Source organism: Simplicispira sedimenti (assembly GCF_022760965.1).
In the GTDB taxonomy this organism is placed as follows: Bacteria; Pseudomonadota; Gammaproteobacteria; order Burkholderiales; family Burkholderiaceae_C; genus Simplicispira; species Simplicispira sedimenti.
In genome coordinates, this window is sequence record NZ_JAKVIJ010000013.1 from 1 (window position 1) to 17,225 (window position 17,225).

General features: G+C 65.2%; 12 protein-coding genes and 1 tRNA gene. 9 read left to right on the forward strand and 4 right to left on the reverse strand.

What is annotated here, in order from left to right; all coding sequences use genetic code 11:
- Positions 1–208, forward strand: a 208-nt coding sequence (locus MJ602_RS13815; RefSeq protein WP_243021401.1) for a hypothetical protein, incomplete at its 5' end; no start/stop codon positions are given.
- Positions 209–354: 146 nt separating this feature from the next.
- On the opposite strand, the gene MJ602_RS13820 is transcribed toward MJ602_RS13815, so the two are convergent.
- Positions 355–1,644, reverse strand: a complete 1,290-nt coding sequence (locus MJ602_RS13820; protein WP_243021403.1) for an amidohydrolase family protein — start codon at positions 1,642–1,644, stop codon at positions 355–357.
- Positions 1,645–1,953: 309 nt separating this feature from the next.
- Positions 1,954–2,580, reverse strand: coding sequence for an ANTAR domain-containing response regulator (locus MJ602_RS13825; RefSeq protein ID WP_162015652.1), 627 nt, complete (start codon positions 2,578–2,580; stop codon positions 1,954–1,956).
- A 187-nt stretch (positions 2,581–2,767) separates the two neighbouring features.
- On the opposite strand from MJ602_RS13825, the gene MJ602_RS13830 reads away from it, so the two are divergent.
- Positions 2,768–3,928, forward strand: coding sequence for a branched-chain amino acid ABC transporter substrate-binding protein (locus MJ602_RS13830; protein WP_162015653.1), 1,161 nt, complete (start codon positions 2,768–2,770; stop codon positions 3,926–3,928).
- Positions 3,929–3,992: 64 nt separating this feature from the next.
- On the opposite strand, the gene MJ602_RS13835 is transcribed toward MJ602_RS13830, so the two are convergent.
- Both MJ602_RS13835 and hpnC read right to left on the reverse strand, forming a co-directional pair.
- On the reverse strand, positions 3,993–5,378 hold the full coding sequence (locus MJ602_RS13835) for an L-serine ammonia-lyase (protein WP_243021405.1): 1,386 nt from the start codon (positions 5,376–5,378) through the stop codon (positions 3,993–3,995).
- A gap of 267 nt (positions 5,379–5,645) precedes the next feature.
- Entirely contained in the window at positions 5,646–6,503 is an 858-nt protein-coding gene (hpnC, locus tag MJ602_RS13840; RefSeq protein WP_243021407.1) for a squalene synthase HpnC, read from the reverse strand.
- A 71-nt stretch (positions 6,504–6,574) separates the two neighbouring features.
- Between hpnC and MJ602_RS13845 the strand changes: the two genes are divergently transcribed.
- The 7 genes from MJ602_RS13845 to lon all read left to right on the forward strand — a co-directional run bounded on the left by MJ602_RS13845 (position 6,575) and on the right by lon (position 17,181).
- Positions 6,575–7,756 carry an efflux RND transporter periplasmic adaptor subunit gene (locus tag MJ602_RS13845; protein WP_243021408.1) on the forward strand — a complete coding sequence of 394 codons (1,182 nt, stop codon included), beginning with the start codon at positions 6,575–6,577 and terminating at the stop codon, positions 7,754–7,756.
- Positions 7,757–7,763: 7 nt separating this feature from the next.
- Complete coding sequence (locus MJ602_RS13850) at positions 7,764–10,934, forward strand: efflux RND transporter permease subunit (RefSeq protein ID WP_243021409.1); 3,171 nt, start codon at positions 7,764–7,766, stop codon at positions 10,932–10,934.
- Positions 10,935–11,018: 84 nt separating this feature from the next.
- A tRNA-Leu gene (locus MJ602_RS13855) sits at positions 11,019–11,105 on the forward strand.
- 75 nt (positions 11,106–11,180) lie between these two features.
- Complete coding sequence (gene tig, locus MJ602_RS13860; protein ID WP_162015658.1) at positions 11,181–12,503, forward strand: trigger factor; 1,323 nt, start codon at positions 11,181–11,183, stop codon at positions 12,501–12,503.
- 128 nt (positions 12,504–12,631) lie between these two features.
- Positions 12,632–13,240, forward strand: coding sequence for an ATP-dependent Clp endopeptidase proteolytic subunit ClpP (gene clpP / locus MJ602_RS13865; RefSeq protein ID WP_162015659.1), 609 nt, complete (start codon positions 12,632–12,634; stop codon positions 13,238–13,240).
- 105 nt (positions 13,241–13,345) lie between these two features.
- Positions 13,346–14,611: an ATP-dependent Clp protease ATP-binding subunit ClpX gene (clpX, locus tag MJ602_RS13870; RefSeq protein ID WP_243021411.1), complete on the forward strand. Its 1,266-nt coding sequence runs from the start codon at positions 13,346–13,348 to the stop codon at positions 14,609–14,611.
- Between the two features lie 137 nt (positions 14,612–14,748).
- Positions 14,749–17,181, forward strand: coding sequence for an endopeptidase La (gene lon, locus MJ602_RS13875; protein WP_162015661.1), 2,433 nt, complete (start codon positions 14,749–14,751; stop codon positions 17,179–17,181).
- Positions 17,182–17,225 lie beyond the last annotated feature (44 nt).

Sequence of the window (17,225 nt, forward strand, 5' to 3'; positions counted from 1 at the left end):
TGGTGTTTGCGAACTGATGCCCCGGTTTGCGGAACTCGGGGGAAGGACTGCTCAGGGTTGGAAGCTGCCTGACGCGATGCCCACCGTGAACGATAACAATCAGCCTGAAGTCGCCTTTGCAGCGGTTGCCGTCATTTGCTGCATGGCCTCTGCTCCAAAGGCTTCGCTGCGCAGCGGCCACTGGCATGGAGTGCCTCCAACACCCTGAAAGCGACGGAGGATCTCTGTCCTTTTCTGCCCGGTACACACCATGGCGAATCTTCCGAGGGGGGCTGTGCGGCTGAACGCCGCTGGCTCCCGTGAAGTCACCTGAAACAGGCGCCCGTGGTGACCCAGGCCATCGACGGTGCGCAGTCAGCCACCGGCCGCTTTGGCGGGCATGAACGCCGTGCTGCCCGTCCGGCCGGGCAGCGAGAGCTGTGCTGCGCAGGGCGCGGTCTGTGCCAGCAGCAGGCCCTTGCGCCAGACCTTGAGCCGGGTGGCACGCAGGCGTATCGCCTCCACCGGGTCGCGTGCCTGCAGCAGCACAAAGCTGGCGTCGCGGCCCACGTCGATGCCGTAGCCATCCAGTCCCATCACACGTGCGGCGTTCACCGTCACGGCGTCGAAGCATTGGCGCATGCCAGCCTGGCTGGTCATCTGCGCGACGTGCAAGCCCATGTGCGCGACCTCCAGCATGTCGCCGCTGCCCAGCGAATACCAGGGGTCCATCACGCAGTCGTGGCCGAACGCGACCGTGACACCCGCTGCCATCAACTCGGGCACCCGCGTCATGCCACGGCGCTTGGGGTAGGTGTCGTGCCGCCCCTGCAAGGTGATGTTGATGAGCGGGTTGGCCACCGCGCTCACCCCGCTTTCGGCGATCAGCGGAATCAGCTTGCTCACGTAGTAGTTGTCCATGCTGTGCATGGACGTGAGGTGCGAGCCGTTGACCCGGCCCTGCAGGCCCAGGCGCTGCGTCTCCAATGCCAGCGTCTCGATGTGGCGCGAGAGGGGGTCGTCGCTCTCGTCACAGTGCATGTCCACCGGCAAGCCCCGCTCGGCGGCAAGCTCGCACAGCAGCTTCACGCTGGCCGCACCTTCGCCCATGGTGCGTTCAAAGTGCGGAATGCCGCCCACCACATCCACGCCCAGATCGAGCGCGCGCTGGAGGTTGTCCAGGCCCCCTGGGGTGCGCAGCACGCCGTCCTGCGGAAAGGCGACCAGTTGCAAGTCCAAGTAGGGCGCAACGCGGTTTTTGACCTCCAGCATGGCGCGCACCGGCAACAGGCTGGGGTCGCTGGTGTCCACGTGGCTGCGGATGGCCAGCAAGCCTTTGGCCACCGCCCAGTCGCAGTAAGTCAGCGCACGTTCGACCAGCGCCTCCTCGGTCAGCATCGGCTTGAGTTCGCCCCAAAGCGCGATCCCTTCGAGCAGCGTTCCACTGTGGTTGACGCGCGGCAGTCCGTAGCTGAGCGTCGCGTCCATGTGAAAGTGCGGATCGCAGAACGGCGGGCTCAGCAACTGGCCCTGGGCATGCACGGTTTCGTGCGCCGGTGCGTGCAAACCGGGTGCCACCTCGACGATGCAGCCTCCCTGAACGGCGACCGACATGTCGCAACGGCCATCCGGCAGACTGGCATGGGTGATCAGCAGGTCAAGCATCATGGGCTCCTTCAGCAGGCCATGCACCGCAGGCTTGTGCGGGCGCTGCTGTGGGGCGCCTGCAGAGCGCCAGGGGCGTGGCGGCAACCTTCAGCGCCAGCGGCGCAGCAGCAAAGACCATCGGGCTCTCCAAGCGGGACAGGTGGCAATACCTGGGGTGCACAAGCATGTCGCCAAGCATAAACCGCATGGCGTCGGCTGCTGTGCCATGCAAGTCCCGGTGATCCGCGCCGCTGGTGCGCAGGTGTCGTGCCCGCAGGGTGGGTGGCGCCAACCAGCGCACCGCGAGCGGTCCGAGCCTGCCGCTGCTTACCCCAGCAAATCCACCATGTCCAGCATGCGCCGGGCCACCTCGCCCAGCTTCAGGCCCTTGTCCATGGCGGTTTTGCGCAGCTTTTCGTAGGCGGCCTGCTCGCTCAGGCCCTGGCGTTGCATGAGCAGGCCTTTGGCGCGGTCGATGGTCTTGCGGTCCTGCAGTTCGGTTCGGGCGTCGGCCAGTTCGGCGCGCAGGGCCTGTTCGTGGGCAAAGCGGGCCATGGCCACGTCCAGGATGGGGCGGATGCGCTGGGGCGCCAGCCCGGCCACGATGTAGGCGCACACGCCCGCGGCCACGGCGTCCTTGACGTGGGTGGTGTCCTCGTCGTTGGTGAACATGACGATGGGGCGGGGCGCCTCGCGCGTGGCCAGCACCACATGCTCCAGGGCGTCGCGGGCTTCGCTTTCACTGTCCACGATGATGAGGTCGGGCTGCAATTGCGCCAGCCGCTCGGCCAGGAAGGTGTCGGCCGGTATCGCGGCCACGAGGTTGTAGTTGTTTTCCAGCAGGCCGATGCGCAGCATGCGCGAGCGCGCCGCCAGGCGCGCGGCGTGTTGGTCGTCGGGGTTGGTGATGGCCAGGTCGGGCGCCACCACCACAATGCGCAGCGTGTCGTTCATGCCCGCATCCGCAGCAACAAACATGCCATGGCCCGATGTGTAGCGCGCCGTGCGTTGCACTTTTTTGGTGCATCTGCGGCCCTTGCGGCGCCTGAAAGTAACTAATGGTCGGGCTTACCCGGTAGGGAAATTTGCGGGCGTCTTATATACCCCTGTGATATTTCATTTATCCGACGGAGTTTTCAGCATGATCCAACCATTGAACCGGCGCCGTTTTTCTGCTGGTCTGGCCCTGGCACCCTGGGCCGCAGGTGGCCTGCTCACGGGTTGCAGCAATATCCCCGACAGCATCAAGATCGGTGTCGCGCAGCCGCTGAGCGGCCCGCTCAGCGCACTGGGCAAGGATCTGCTCAATGGCGTGCAGTTGGCCGTCAACGAGCTGAACAAGGCCAATTTCAGCATTGAGGGCAAGCGTGTCACCCTGGAGGTGATGTCGGTGGACGACAAGGCCGATGCGGCTACCGGCAAGGCCGTGGCGCAGCAACTGGTGGATGCGGGCGTGGTCGCGGTGGTGGGGCACCTCAATTCGGGTGTCAGCATCGAGACGGCGCCTATCTATGCAGCGGCAGGCATTGCGCAGATCGCCATTTCCACCAACCCCAAGTTCACGCAACTGGGACACGAGACGACCTTCCGCATGGTGGCCAACGACAACCTGCAGGCCCGGGCCATTGGTTCGTTTGCGTCGTCGCAGTTTGGCGATGTGCGCTTTGCCGCGCTGGACGATGGCACGCCCTACGGCAAGGGTTTGACCGATGGTGCGGTCGAGCAGCTCAAGGCGGAAAAGCGCGAGGTGGTGCTGCGCCAGTCGTTCGACGACAAGACCGTGGCTTTTGACGAGCTGGCCGCCAAGATCAAGTCCGAGAAGGTGGGCGTCATTGTCTCCACGCTCAACGACTTCCAGGCCGTGGCGCTGATTGCCGCGCTGGCCAAGATCGACTACACCAACGTGCGCCTGCTGGGGGGCGACACGGTCAAGACCACCGACATGGTCAAGGCGGCGGGGCAGATCCAGGGCATTTTTGCCACTTCGCCGGTGCTGGAGGCCAAGGAGTTTGTGGCGGGCCGCCCGTTCCTGGAGCGCTACCTGGAAGCCTTCAAGGTGCCGCCAGCCTATGGTGGGCACTACTCGTACGACAGCACCTATGTGCTGACCGCCGCCATGCAGGCGGCCAAGTCGGTCAAGCCCAAGGACGTGACGGCGGCGCTGCGCCGTATCAATGGCTACGCGCCGGTCACCGGCACCATGAAGTGGGATGAGAAGGGAGAGCAGCGCTACGCCGCTGTGGGCGTGTACGAGCTGCGGCGCGGCAGCTGGGAGCTGCGCATGCGTTCGGACCGCTGGTAAGCGGCACACGGCTCAGCACAGAGCAGCGGGCGCTGGGGGCATTGAGCCCTCGGTGCCCGTTTTTTCAGCACTCGACCACGTTCACGGCCAGGCCGCCGCGCGAGGTTTCCTTGTACTTGGACATCATGTCCTTGCCCGTCTGCACCATGGTGCGGATGACCTGGTCCAGCGACACCACGTGTGTGCCGTCGCCGCGCAGTGCCAGGCGTGCGGCGTTGATGGCCTTGATGGCGCCCATGGCGTTGCGCTCGATGCAGGGGATTTGCACCTGCCCGCCCACGGGGTCGCAGGTCATGCCCAGGTTGTGTTCCATGCCGATTTCGGCAGCGTTTTCCACCTGCGCGGGCGTGCCGCCCAGTACGGCGGCCAGCGCGCCTGCGGCCATGGAGCAGGCCACGCCCACCTCGCCCTGGCAGCCCACTTCGGCGCCCGAGAGCGAAGCGTTCATCTTGTAGATGCCGCCAATGGCGCCTGCGGTGAGCAGGAAGTCGGCAATGCCCGCCTCGGTGGCGGTGGGGATGAACTTCACGTAGTAGTGCAGCACCGCCGGGATCACACCTGCGGCGCCGTTGGTGGGCGCCGTCACCACGCGGCCGCCGGCGGCGTTTTCCTCGTTCACGGCCATGGCGTACAGATTGACCCAGTCGAGCATGGACAGCGGGTCGCGCAGCGCGGCCTCGGGGGCGCTGCTGAGCTTGTGCTGTAGCTCGGCCGCGCGCCGCCGGATCTGCAGTGGCCCCGGCAGGTGGCCCTGCGCGGCGCAGCCACGCTGCACGCAGGCGGCCATGGTCTGCCACAGCGCGGCCAGGCCGTCGTGCACCTGCGCGGGGCTGCGCAGGTGCTCTTCATTGGCGCGCTGCAACTGGGCCACGCTCAAGCTGTGCGTGCGGCACAGCGCCAGCAGCTCGGTGGCGCTGGCGTAGGAGTAGGGCACCGGGCTTTCGGCCAGCGGTGCAGGGGGGCGGCTGAACACGCGCTCACCGCGCGCATCGACCACAAAGCCGCCGCCCACCGAGAAGTATTCGGCGCCCAGCAGTTCCTGGCCCTGCGCGTCCAGCGCGGCAAAGCGCAGGCCATTGGGGTGGAAGGGCAGACTTTTGCGCCGGAACAGCAGGTGCTCCTTTTCCACAAAGCGCACCGTGTGCTCGCCCAGCAGGGCCAGTTGCTGGCGGCTGCGGATGTCCAGCAGCGCAGGGGCGATCTGGTCGGGGTCGATGCGGTCGGGCTCGTGCCCGGCCAGGCCCAGCAGCACGGCGCTGTCGGTGCCGTGGCCCCGGCCTGTGGCGCTGAGCGAGCCGAACAGCTCGGTGTTCAGTTGCTGGGTGGCGCCCAGCAGGCCCGCCGCCTGGAGCTGGCTGGCAAAGTGCCGGGCGGCAATCATGGGGCCCACAGTGTGCGAGCTGGATGGGCCGATGCCGATCTTGAAGAGGTCGAAAACGCTGACGGTCATGGGGTGTGCGCTGAGCGCAAGCTGTGTGGCCTCAAGCGTGGGGCTGCCGCAGCGCGCTGGCAAGCGCACATTCCCTGAGGTGTTGGTGTGCTCTGCCGCTGGCTATGCCCTGCGCGGGGTGTTGTTTGCTATAAAAACAATAGCTGCTTGCGCAATGAATACGGGCGCTAGAGCCCAATTTTCTTTGGATCTTGTAGCCCAAGGCGCACAGGCTTCAGCGCGGGTTGCGGGGCATGAATGTTTCTTACTTAAAACGTGAACACGTTCTTACATCGCCAGGGCGCGGGCCAGCATGCCCGGTGCGTCCCACGCGCGGATGCGGGGGCGCTGGCACAGGCTGCGGCCTTGCAGGGCGTCCACCTTGTCCAGAATGCGCAAGCCGCCTTGCACCACCAGGCGCAGCTCCCAGCCCATGCGGCCGGGTACGCGGTGTACCAGGGGCGCGCCGCGCAGCATGGTGGCGCGCGTCCAGCGCGAGAGCTCGTTGATGAGGGCCGTGGTCTGCGCCGTGGGCCGCAAGGCCAGTAACTGGGCGCGGTCCACGCCGTGGGCGGCGCAGTCTTCGTCGGGCAGGTAAAAGCGCGCGCGCGGCAGGTCCACGCTCAGGTCCTGCCAGAAGTTGATGAGCTGCAACGCGGTGCAGATGGCGTCGCTTTCGTCCAGCGCCTGCGCGCCCTGCACGCCGTACAGGTGCAGCAGCAGCCGGCCCACGGGGTTGGCCGAGCGGCGGCAGTAGTCCAGCAATTCGGTGCGGTGGGCGTAGCCGGCGCCATCGCGGGTTTTTTCCACATCTTGGATGAAGGCGCTGAGCAGGTCGTCCAGCAGCGGCACGGGCAGGGCGTGGCTTTTCAGCATGGCGGCCAGCGGGGCAAAGACGGCGGACCAGCGCTCCGAGGGCGCTTGCGCCGCTGCGATGGCGTGCAGGTCGGCCCGGTAGGCGGCCAGGTCGGCCAGGCGCTGGGCGGCGTTGGCCGGGCCTTCGTCGGCGATGTCGTCGGCCGTGCGCGCGAAGGCGTAGATGGCGGCAATGGGTGCGCGCAGGTGCGGCGGGCACAGCCAGGACGCCACGGGAAAGTTCTCGTAGTGGGTGACAGGTGGGGGCAGGGGTGTGTTCACGGGCTGCATTGTCGCTTGACAAGGGACAAGCGATCACATAGATTACTAACCAGTCAGTCAGTAATTATTTGGACACATCCATGCGAACTTCGTCCGCAGCACAGCCCCGTATGGGGCTTTTGGGGGTTCTGGCCCTGCTTTCCCTGGTCACCGCCTGCTCGCAGCCCGAGCCCCCGCCCGAGCCGGTGCGGGCGGTCAAGCTGCTCACGGTGGGTGCCAGCGAGCTGCAGACGGTGCAGGAGTACGCGGGCGAGGTGCGTGCAGGCGTGGAGTCGCGCCTGGGCTTTCGCGTGGCGGGCAAGCTGGTCGAGCGCCCCGTGCAACTGGGCCAGCGCGTGCAGGCCGGGCAGGTGCTGGCGCAGATCGACCCGCAGGACTACCAGTTGAGCGCCGCCGCAGCGCGCGCACAGGTGGCCGCAGCGCAAACGCAGTACGAGCTGGCGGCAGCCGATTTCCAGCGTTTCGGCAAGCTCAAGGAGCAGAACTTCATCAGCGGCGCCGAGCTCGAGCGCCGCGAAAGCGCGCTGAAGGCGGCGCGTTCGCAATTGCAGCAGGCCCAGGCGCAGGCCCAGGCCCAGGGCAACCAGGCGCAGTACACGCGCCTGCAGGCAGACGCTTCGGGCGTGGTCACGGGCATTGATGCCGAGCCCGGCCAGGTGCTGGCCGCAGGCACGCCCGTGCTGCGTCTGGCGCACGATGGCGCGCGCGATGTGGTCATCGCCGTGCCGGAGGACAAGGTCACCCGCCTGGAGCCGGGCCAGCCGGTGCAGGTGCGCACCTGGTCCACGGGCGAGTCCTTGCCCGGCACCGTGCGCGAGGTGGCGGCCAGTGCCGACCCGGTCACGCGCACCTTCACCGTCAAGGTGAAAATCGACCCGGCCACTGCGCCACCGCTGGGCTCCACGGTGCATGTGGTGCCGCAGGCGCTGGCGGCCAAGGGTTTGCAGGCCATCAAGCTGCCCACCACGGCGCTGCGCCAGGAGGGCCAGGCAACGGCAGTGTGGGTGTACGAGGCCGACAAGGGCACGGTGCGCTCGCAGGTGGTGCAGGTGGCCACGGCCGACGGCAACGACGCCGTCATCGTGGGCGGCCTCACGCCGGGCATGCAGGTGGTGAGCACCGGGGTGCATGTGCTCACGCCGGGGCAAAAGGTTGTGGTGTTTCAGCCAAAATCGGCTCCAAGGCAATCTGGACAAGCGCAAGCAGCTACAAAAACAGTAGCAAATGATGCTGCGGCTGCCGCTGCCTCCTCTGCCCAGTGAGCACGCCATGACGCCAGTGCAACCGAAAGAGGGCTTCAACCTCTCCCGCTGGGCCATCGACCATGCCCCGCTCACGCGCTACCTGATGGTGGTGCTGATGGTGCTGGGCATTGCGGCCTACTTCCAACTGGGGCAGGACGAAGACCCGCCGTTTACCTTCCGTGCCATGGTGGTGCGCACCTACTGGCCCGGCGCCACGGCGCAGCAGGTGGCCGAGCAGGTGACCGACAAGATCGAGCGCACCCTGCAGGAGGTGCCCAACGCCGACAAGATCCGCAGCTACTCCAAGCCCGGCGAGTCGCAGATCATCCTGGAGATCAAGGACAGCACGCGCGCTGCCGAGGTGGCCAACATCTGGTACACCGTGCGCAAGAAGGTGGGCGACATGCGCTACACCCTGCCGCAGGGCGTTCAGGGGCCGTTCTTCAACGACGACTTTGGCGATGTGTATGGCGTGATCTACGCTTTGCAGGCCGAGGGCTACAGCTACGCCGAGGTCAAGCAGTTTGCCGACGACGTGCGCCAACAACTGCTGCGCGTGCCGGATGTGGCCAAGGTGGAGCTGTTCGGCGTGCAGGACGAGAAGCTCTACATCGAGGTCTCGCAAAAGCGACTGTCGCAACTGGGCCTGGACATGAACGCTGTGCTGGCGCAGCTGGGCCAGCAGAACGCCGTGGAGGGAGCAGGCGTGGTGCAGACGCCGCAGGACCAGGTGCAGGTGCGCGTGGCCGGGCAGTTCCAGGCCATTGAAGACCTGCGCGCCATGCCCATCCGGGGGGCCACGGGCAACATGCTGCGCCTGGGCGACATTGCCGAAATTCGGCGTGGCTATGTGGAGCCCACGGCCGTGAAGGTGCGCCACGAAGGGCAGGAGGTGATCGCGCTGGGTGTCTCCATGACCAAGGGCGGCGACATCATTCGGCTGGGCAAGGCCTTGCACGCGGCCACCGCTTCGATCGCCAAGACCTTGCCTGCGGGCGTGCAACTGGTGAACGTGCAGGACCAGCCCAAGTCGGTGGCCAGTTCGGTCAATGAATTCGTCAAGGTGCTGATCGAGGCCGTGGCCATCGTGCTGGCCGTGAGCTTCGTCAGCTTGGGGATGCACAAGCGCACGGGCGAGCAGCGCTGGTGGAAGCGCTGGTACATCGACCCGCGCCCCGGCCTGGTGGTGGCCATCACCATTCCGCTGGTGCTGGCGGTGACTTTTTTGGCCATGTGGTACTGGGGCATAGGCCTGCACAAGGTGTCGCTGGGCTCGCTCATCATCGCGCTGGGGCTGCTGGTGGACGACGCCATCATTGCCGTCGAGATGATGGTGCTCAAGCTCGAAGAAGGCTACGACAAGATGCGCGCCGCCACCTTCGCCTACGAGCTGACGGCCATGCCCATGCTGACAGGCACACTCATCACGGCGGTGGGCTTTCTGCCCATCGGCATCGCCAAGTCGGCGGTGGGGGAGTACACCTTCGCCATCTTTGCAGTTACGGTCATTGCGCTGGTGCTGAGCTGGATTGCGTCGGTGTACTTCGTGCCCTATTTGGGCACTCTGCTGCTCAAGCCGCCGCCGCATGTGGTGGCTGCGGGCATCACCGACGACCCGCACGAGGTGTTTGACAGCCCGTTCTACACGGCCTTCCGGCGCCTGGTGCACTGGTGCGTGGAACACCGCTGGATGACCATTGGCGCCACCTTGCTGATTTTTGCCCTGGGCATTGTGGGCATGGGCAAGGTGCAGCAGCAGTTCTTCCCGGATTCCAACCGCCCCGAAATCCTAGTGGACCTGTGGTTCCCCGAGGGCACCTCGTATGCGGGCAACGAGGAAGTCACGCTGCGCGTGGAAAAGCGCCTCATGGAGCAGCCCGGCGTGGCCACGGTCAGTGGTTGGGTGGGTTCGGGCGTGCCGCGTTTCTATTTGCCGCTGGACCAGGTGTTCCCGCAGAGCAACGTGTCGCAGTTCATCGTGCTGGCGCAGGACCTGAAAAAGCGCGAGGCGCTGCTGGCCTCGCTGCCGGCCCTGCTGGCGCAGGAGTTCCCCGAGGTGCGTGGCCGCGTCAAGCTGCTGCCCAACGGGCCGCCGGTACCGTATCCGGTGCAGTTCCGCGTGATGGGGCCGGATCCGGCGGTGCTGCGTGCCCATGCCGACGAGGTGAAGGCGGTGCTGCGTGCCTCGCCGAACATGCGCGGCGTGAACGACAACTGGAACGAGTCCGTCAAGGTGCTGCGCCTGGAGGTGGACCAGGACAAGGCGCTCGCGCTGGGCGTGACGAGCCAGTCCATCGCGCAGGCGTCCAAGGTCATGCAGACCGGCATGCAGGTGGGCCAGTACCGCGAGGGCGACAAGCTCATCGACATCGTGCTGCGCCAGCCCGAGGACGAGCGCCGCGCCATCACCGACATTGCCAACGCCTACCTGCCCACGGCCAGCGGCCGCTCGATCCCGCTCACGCAGATCGCCAAGCCGGTGTTCACCTGGGAGCCGGGCGTGATGTGGCGCGAGGGCCGCGAGTACGCCATCACCGTGCAGGGCGATGTGGTGAAGGGCCTGCAGGGGGCCACGGTCACGCAGCAACTGCTGCCCGCGCTGCGCAAGATCGAGGCCGACTGGCACGCCGCAGGGCAGAACGCCTACCACATCACCGTGGCGGGCGCGGTGGCCGAAAGCTCCAAGGGCTCGTCGTCCATCGCGGCGGGCGTGCCCATCATGCTGTTCGTCACCTTCACACTGCTGATGCTGCAACTGCACAGCTTCAGCCGCGCCATGCTGGTGTTCCTGACCGGGCCGCTGGGTATCGCTGGTGTGGCCGGGGCGCTGATTTTGCTGGGGCGGCCGTTCGGCTTTGTGGCGCTGCTGGGCGTGATCGCGCTCATGGGTATGATCCAGCGCAACTCGGTCATCCTGATCGACCAGATCGAGCAGGACCGCGCGCGCGGCGTTCCGGCGTGGGACGCCATCGTGGAGTCGGCGGTGCGCCGCCTGCGCCCCATCGTGCTGACAGCCGCGGCCGCCGTGCTGGCCATGATCCCGCTCTCGCGCAGCGTGTTCTGGGGGCCCATGGCCGTGGCCATCATGGGCGGGCTGATCGTGGCCACCGTGCTCACGCTGCTGGCCCTGCCGGCCATGTATGCGGCCTGGTTCCGGGTGCGTCGGCCAGAGCCCGAAGTGGGCGCCGGGGATTGATGTGCCCGCATCAGGTTAAAATCAAGAGTTAACCAGTTTCACACAGGCGGCAGGCGGTGCTTGCCGCCTGTCTGTTTGAAGACCGCGCGGGTGGCGAAATTGGTAGACGCACCAGGTTTAGGTCCTGACGCCAGCAATGGTGTGGGGGTTCGAGTCCCCCCCCGCGCACCACCCCTTTGAGACTTGTCCGGACACGGCGCCACTGCTCCGCAGTTGGCGCGTTTATTCAGAAATTTAGGAGTAGCCATGGCTGTTACCGTTGAAACCCTTGAAAAGCTCGAACGCAAGATCACGCTGAGCCTGCCCCTGGCCGCTGTGCAGAGTGAAGTTGAATCGCGCCTCAAGCGCATGGCGCGCACCGTCAAGATGGACGGCTTCCGTCCCGGCAAGGTGCCCATGAACGTGGTGGCGCAGCGCTACGGTTACTCGGTGCAGTACGAAGTGCTGAACGACAAGGTCGGTGAGGCCTTCACCCTGGCCGCCAACGAAGCCAAGCTGCGCGTGGCAGGCCAGCCGCGCATCACCGAGAAGGAAGGTGCGCCCGAGGGCGAAATGACCTTCGACGCCGTGTTTGAAGTCTTCCCCGAAGTCAAGATCGGTGACCTGTCCGACGTCGAAGTGGAAAAGCTGGCCACCGAAGTGACCGACAGCGCCATCGACCGCACGCTGGACATCCTGCGCAAGCAGCGCCGCAGCTTTGCCCAGCGCGCCCTGGACGCAGCCGCCCAGGACGGCGACCGCGTGACCGTGGACTTCGAAGGCAAGATCGACGGCGAACCCTTCGCCGGCGGCAAGGCCGAGGACTTCCAGTTCCTGGTGGGCGAAGGCCAGATGCTGAAGGAATTTGAAGATGCCGTGCGCGGCATGAAGGTGGGCGAGAGCAAGACTTTCCCCCTGGCTTTCCCGGCCGACTACCACGGCAAGGACGTGGCGGGCAAGACGGCCGACTTCCTGGTCACGGTCAAGAAGATCGAAGCCTCGCACCTGCCCGAAGTGAACGATGCGCTGGCCAAGTCGCTGGGCATTGCCGACGCCACGGTGGACGGTCTGCGTGCCGACATCAAGAAGAACCTGGAGCGCGAAGTCAAGTTCCGCCTGCTGGCCCGCAACAAGGCTGCCGTGATGGACGCACTGCTGGCCAAGGCCGAGCTGGACCTGCCCAACGCGAGCGTGCAGGCCGAAATCGAGCGCCTCAAGGCTGGCGCACGCGCCGAGCTGAAGCAGCGTGGCATCAAGGACGCCGACAAGGCCGAAATTCCGGACGACATTTTCCGTGCGCAGGCCGAGCGCCGCGTGCGCCTGGGTCTTGTGGTGGCCGAGGTGGTGCGCGCCAACAACCTGCATGCCCAGCCGGACCAGCTCAAGGCCCACATCGACGAGCTGGCAGCCAGCTACGAGAAGCCCGAAGACGTGGTGCGCTGGTACTTCAGCGACCGCCAGCGTCTGGCCGAAGTCGAGGCCGTGGTGATCGAGAACAACGTGGCCGACTTTGTGCTGAGCAAGGCCAAGGTGACCAACAAGGACGTCACCTTTGACGAACTGATGGGCGCGGCTGCAGCGCAGGCCTGATAGGCCGCAGCGCACGGGCCGTTGCGGGCCTGTGCGTGCACTGAAGCCATGCTTGGGGGCTTGTGACCGTGGGCACAAGCCCCATTTCATTTCTGGGTACATTACCCGCCTGCAATGGAGAAACCTACATGAGCGCACTGGAAACACAGGCCCTGGGCATGATCCCCATGGTCATCGAACAGTCGGGCCGCGGCGAGCGGTCGTACGACATCTATTCGCGTCTGCTCAAGGAACGCGTGATCTTCCTGGTGGGCGAGGTCAACGACCAGACGGCCAACCTGGTGGTGGCGCAGTTGCTGTTCCTGGAAAGCGAGAACCCGGACAAGGACATCTCGTTCTACATCAACTCCCCGGGTGGCAGCGTCACGGCGGGCATGGCCATTTACGACACCATGCAGTTCATCAAGCCCGACGTTTCCACGCTGTGCTGCGGCTTCGCCGCCAGCATGGGCGCCTTCCTGCTGGCAGCGGGTGCCAAGGGCAAGCGCTTCTCGCTGCCCAACTCCAAGATCATGATCCACCAGGTGCTCGGTGGCGCGCGTGGTCAGGCCACGGACATCGAGATCCACGCGCGCGACATCCTGCGCACCAAGGACCAGATGAACCGCATCCTGGCCGAGCGCACGGGGCAGCCGATCGAGAAGGTGAAGCAGGATACCGAGCGCGACTACTTCATGACCGCCGACGAGGCCAAGGACTACGGCATCGTCGATCAGGTGATCGCCAAGCGGCCCTGATCCTGTGCAGAGCGCCCGCAGGGCTGGTTTTCCGGCCCGTGGCGCATTCCCCTGCTTTGGGTATCATCCCGACAACTTTCAGTAACACACAAGGCACAGCTTCCCATGGCCGAGAAAAAAGGCTCATCCAGCGAAAAAACCCTTTACTGCTCGTTCTGCGGCAAGAGCCAGCACGAGGTGAAGAAGCTGATTGCCGGTCCGTCGGTCTTCATTTGCGACGAGTGCATTGACCTGTGCAACGAAGTCATCCGCGACGAGCTGCCTGCAGGCGAAGCGAGCCGTGAAGCCAAGACCGATCTGCCCACGCCGTCCGAAATCAAGGCCAATCTGGACAACTATGTGATTGGCCAGGAGGCCGCCAAGCGAACGCTGGCGGTGGCGGTGTACAACCACTACAAGCGCTTGCGCCACAAGGACAAGGCGGCCAAGGACGACGTGGAGCTGTCCAAGAGCAACATCCTGCTCATCGGCCCCACGGGGTCGGGCAAGACGCTGCTGGCGCAAACGCTGGCGCGCATGCTTGATGTGCCCTTTGTGATGGCTGACGCCACCACGCTGACCGAAGCGGGCTATGTGGGGGAGGATGTCGAGAACATCATCCAGAAGCTCCTGCAAAGCTGCAACTACGAAGTGGAGCGTGCGCAGCGCGGCATCGTTTACATCGATGAGATCGACAAGATCTCGCGCAAGTCGGACAACCCCAGCATCACGCGCGATGTGTCGGGCGAGGGCGTGCAGCAGGCGCTGCTCAAGCTCATCGAGGGCACCATGGCCAGCGTTCCACCCCAGGGCGGACGCAAACACCCCAACCAGGATTTCCTGCAGATCGACACGACCAACATCCTGTTCATCTGCGGCGGCGCGTTCGCTGGCCTGGAGAAGGTCATCGAGAACCGCACCGAGGCCTCGGGCATCGGTTTCGGCGCAGCCGTCAAGAGCAAGAAGCAGCGCTCTCTGAGCGAGGTGTTCCAGGAAATCGAACCTGAGGATCTGATCAAGTTCGGCCTGATCCCCGAGCTGGTGGGTCGCATGCCCGTGGTGGCCGCGTTGGCGGAACTGGGCGAGGACGCACTGGTGCAGATCCTGACCGAACCCAAGAATGCACTCGTCAAGCAGTACAACAAGCTGCTGGCGATGGAGGGCGCCGAACTGGAGATCCGCCCCGCCGCGCTCAAGGCCATTGCCCGCAAGGCGCTGGCGCGCAAGACTGGAGCGCGCGGGCTGCGTTCCATTCTGGAGCAGGCACTGATCAATACCATGTTCGATCTGCCCAATGCCAGCAACGTCGAAAAGGTGGTGGTCGATGAGTCCACCATTGAAGAGGGCAAGCCGCCCCTGCTGGTGTACCGCGAAGCCGCGAAGAAGGCCTGACGCCCTGCCAGCTGTGGGCAGCCCATTCACTGCCAGGCAGCCCCTGGCAGTGCCACCCAAGCCGGGTTTCGAGGCGGGCTTGGGCTTGAAATTGAGCATCTGCGGGTCATATGCTTGGTAGATTGATGAGGAATCCCATGTCCGGACACCCCCCCCTGCCTTCCACTCCCATTGCGCTGCCGCTGTTGCCGCTGCGTGATGTGGTCGTATTTCCCCACATGGTGATTCCACTGTTTGTGGGACGCCCCAAGAGCATCAAGGCGCTGGAACTGGCCATGGAGGCCGACCGCCGCATCATGCTGGTGGCCCAAAAAGCTGCTGCCAAGGACGAGCCGTCCGTCAAGGACATGTTCGATGTGGGCTGCGTTTCCACCATCCTGCAGATGCTCAAGCTGCCCGATGGCACCGTGAAGGTGCTGGTCGAGGGCCAGCAGCGCGCGCAGGTCCAGTCCATTGAGGATGCGGAAACCCATTTCAGCGCCACGGTGGCTCCCATCGAGCACCAGGCCGATGCGCCCCCCAGTGAGATCGAGGCACTGCGCCGTGCGGTGATGCAGCAGTTCGACCACTACGTCAAGCTCAACAAGAAGATTCCGCCGGAGATCCTGACCTCGATCTCCAGCATCGACGATCCCGGCCGCCTGGCCGACACCATCGCCGCGCACCTGCCGCTCAAGCTGGAGAACAAGCAGGCCGTGCTGGACCTGGCTGGTGTGAAGGAGCGGTTGGAAAACCTGTTCGAGCAACTGGACCGCGAGGTCGAGATCCTCAACGTGGACAAGCGCATCCGCAGCCGCGTCAAGCGGCAGATGGAGAAGAACCAGCGCGACTTCTACCTCAATGAGCAGGTCAAGGCCATCCAGAAGGAACTCGGCGAGGGCGAGGAGGGCGCGGACCTCGAAGAGATCGACAAGAAGATCAAGGCCGCCAAGATGCCCGCCGAGGCGCGCAAGAAGGCCGAGGCCGAGCTCAAGAAGCTCAAGCTCATGTCGCCCATGTCGGCCGAGGCCACGGTGGTGCGCAATTACATCGACGTGCTGGTCTCGCTGCCCTGGAGCAAGAAGACCAAGATCAAGCACGACCTGGGCAACGCCGAGGTGGTGCTCAACGAAGACCACTACGGCCTGGACAAGGTCAAGGACCGTATCCTTGAATACCTTGCCGTGCAGCAGCGCGTGGACAAGGTCAAGGCGCCCATTCTGTGCCTGGTGGGGCCACCCGGCGTGGGCAAGACCTCGCTGGGCCAGTCCATCGCCAAGGCCACGGGGCGCAAGTACGTGCGCATGGCACTGGGCGGTATGCGCGACGAGGCCGAGATCCGCGGCCACCGACGCACCTACATTGGCGCCATGCCCGGCAAGGTGCTGCAGAGCCTGGGCAAGATTGGTACGCGCAATCCGCTGTTCCTGCTCGACGAGATCGACAAGCTGGGCCAGGATTTCCGGGGCGACCCGTCGAGCGCGCTGCTGGAGGTGCTGGACCCCGAGCAGAACCACACCTTCGGCGACCACTACGTCGAGGTCGATTTCGATCTGTCCGATGTCATGTTCGTGGCCACCTCGAACTCGATGAACATCCCCTCGGCGCTGCTCGACCGCATGGAAGTGATCCGCCTGTCGGGTTACACCGAGGATGAGAAAACCAACATCGCCATGAAGTACCTGCTGCCCAAGCAGCTCAAGAACAATGGCGTGAAGGACGGCGAGCTGGAGGTGACCGAGGCTGCCGTGCGCGACATGGTGCGCTACTACACGCGCGAGGCGGGTGTGCGTTCGCTGGAGCGCGAGCTCTCCAAAATCTGCCGCAAGGTGATCAAGGGCCTGCTGCTCAAGAAGTACGAGCCCAAGGTGGTGGTGACTCCAGACAATCTGCCGGACTTCTTGGGCGTGCGCAAGTACACCTATGGCCGTGCCGAGCAGCAGAACCAGGTGGGCCAGGTCGTGGGCCTGGCCTGGACCGAGGTGGGGGGCGATCTGCTGACCATCGAGGCCGTCACCATGCCGGGCAAGGGCGTCATCACGCGCACGGGCTCGCTGGGTGATGTAATGAAGGAGTCCGTGGAGGCCGCACGCACCGTGGTCCGCAGCCGTGCCCGGATGCTGGGCATCAAGGACGAGGTGTTTGACAAGAAGGACGTGCACATCCACGTGCCCGATGGTGCGACGCCCAAGGATGGCCCCAGCGCGGGCGCTGCCATGGTCACGGCTTTTGTGTCGGCCCTCACCGGCATTGCAGTGCGCGGCGATGTGGCCATGACGGGCGAGATCACCCTGCGCGGCGAGGTGACCGCCATCGGTGGTCTGAAGGAAAAGCTGCTGGCGGCCTTGCGCGGCGGCATTCGCACGGTGCTCATCCCCGAAGAGAACGTCAAGGACCTTCAGGAGATTCCGGACAACGTCAAGAGTGGCCTCGAGATTGTTCCCGTCAAGTGGATCGACAAGGTGCTCGAAATCGCCCTGGAGCGCAAGCCCGTGCCGCTGACCGACGAGGAGGTGGCCGCCGCCGCTGTGGTGGCTGCTGCTGCGGACAAGGCGGCCGCTGTGCCGACGGCGGAATCCGTAAAACATTGAAGGGTTATTGAAAGTCCCCTCAAAAAATGCGCTACAATGCGTTT

Bases quoted from the DNA above. Each gene is read 5' to 3' on its own strand.
- MJ602_RS13820 (WP_243021403.1), bottom strand. From the start codon at position 1,644: ATGCTTGACCTGCTGATCACCCATGCCAGTCTGCCGGATGGCCGTTGC.
- clpX (WP_243021411.1), top strand. From the start codon at position 13,346: ATGGCCGAGAAAAAAGGCTCATCCAGCGAAAAAACCCTTTACTGCTCG.
- clpP (WP_162015659.1), top strand. From the start codon at position 12,632: ATGAGCGCACTGGAAACACAGGCCCTGGGCATGATCCCCATGGTCATC.
- MJ602_RS13835 (WP_243021405.1), bottom strand. From the start codon at position 5,378: ATGACCGTCAGCGTTTTCGACCTCTTCAAGATCGGCATCGGCCCATCC.
- lon (WP_162015661.1), top strand. From the start codon at position 14,749: ATGTCCGGACACCCCCCCCTGCCTTCCACTCCCATTGCGCTGCCGCTG.
- MJ602_RS13830 (WP_162015653.1), top strand. From the start codon at position 2,768: ATGATCCAACCATTGAACCGGCGCCGTTTTTCTGCTGGTCTGGCCCTG.
- hpnC (WP_243021407.1), bottom strand. From the start codon at position 6,503: ATGCAGCCCGTGAACACACCCCTGCCCCCACCTGTCACCCACTACGAG.
- MJ602_RS13825 (WP_162015652.1), bottom strand. From the start codon at position 2,580: ATGAACGACACGCTGCGCATTGTGGTGGTGGCGCCCGACCTGGCCATC.
- tig (WP_162015658.1), top strand. From the start codon at position 11,181: ATGGCTGTTACCGTTGAAACCCTTGAAAAGCTCGAACGCAAGATCACG.
- MJ602_RS13850 (WP_243021409.1), top strand. From the start codon at position 7,764: ATGACGCCAGTGCAACCGAAAGAGGGCTTCAACCTCTCCCGCTGGGCC.
- MJ602_RS13845 (WP_243021408.1), top strand. From the start codon at position 6,575: ATGCGAACTTCGTCCGCAGCACAGCCCCGTATGGGGCTTTTGGGGGTT.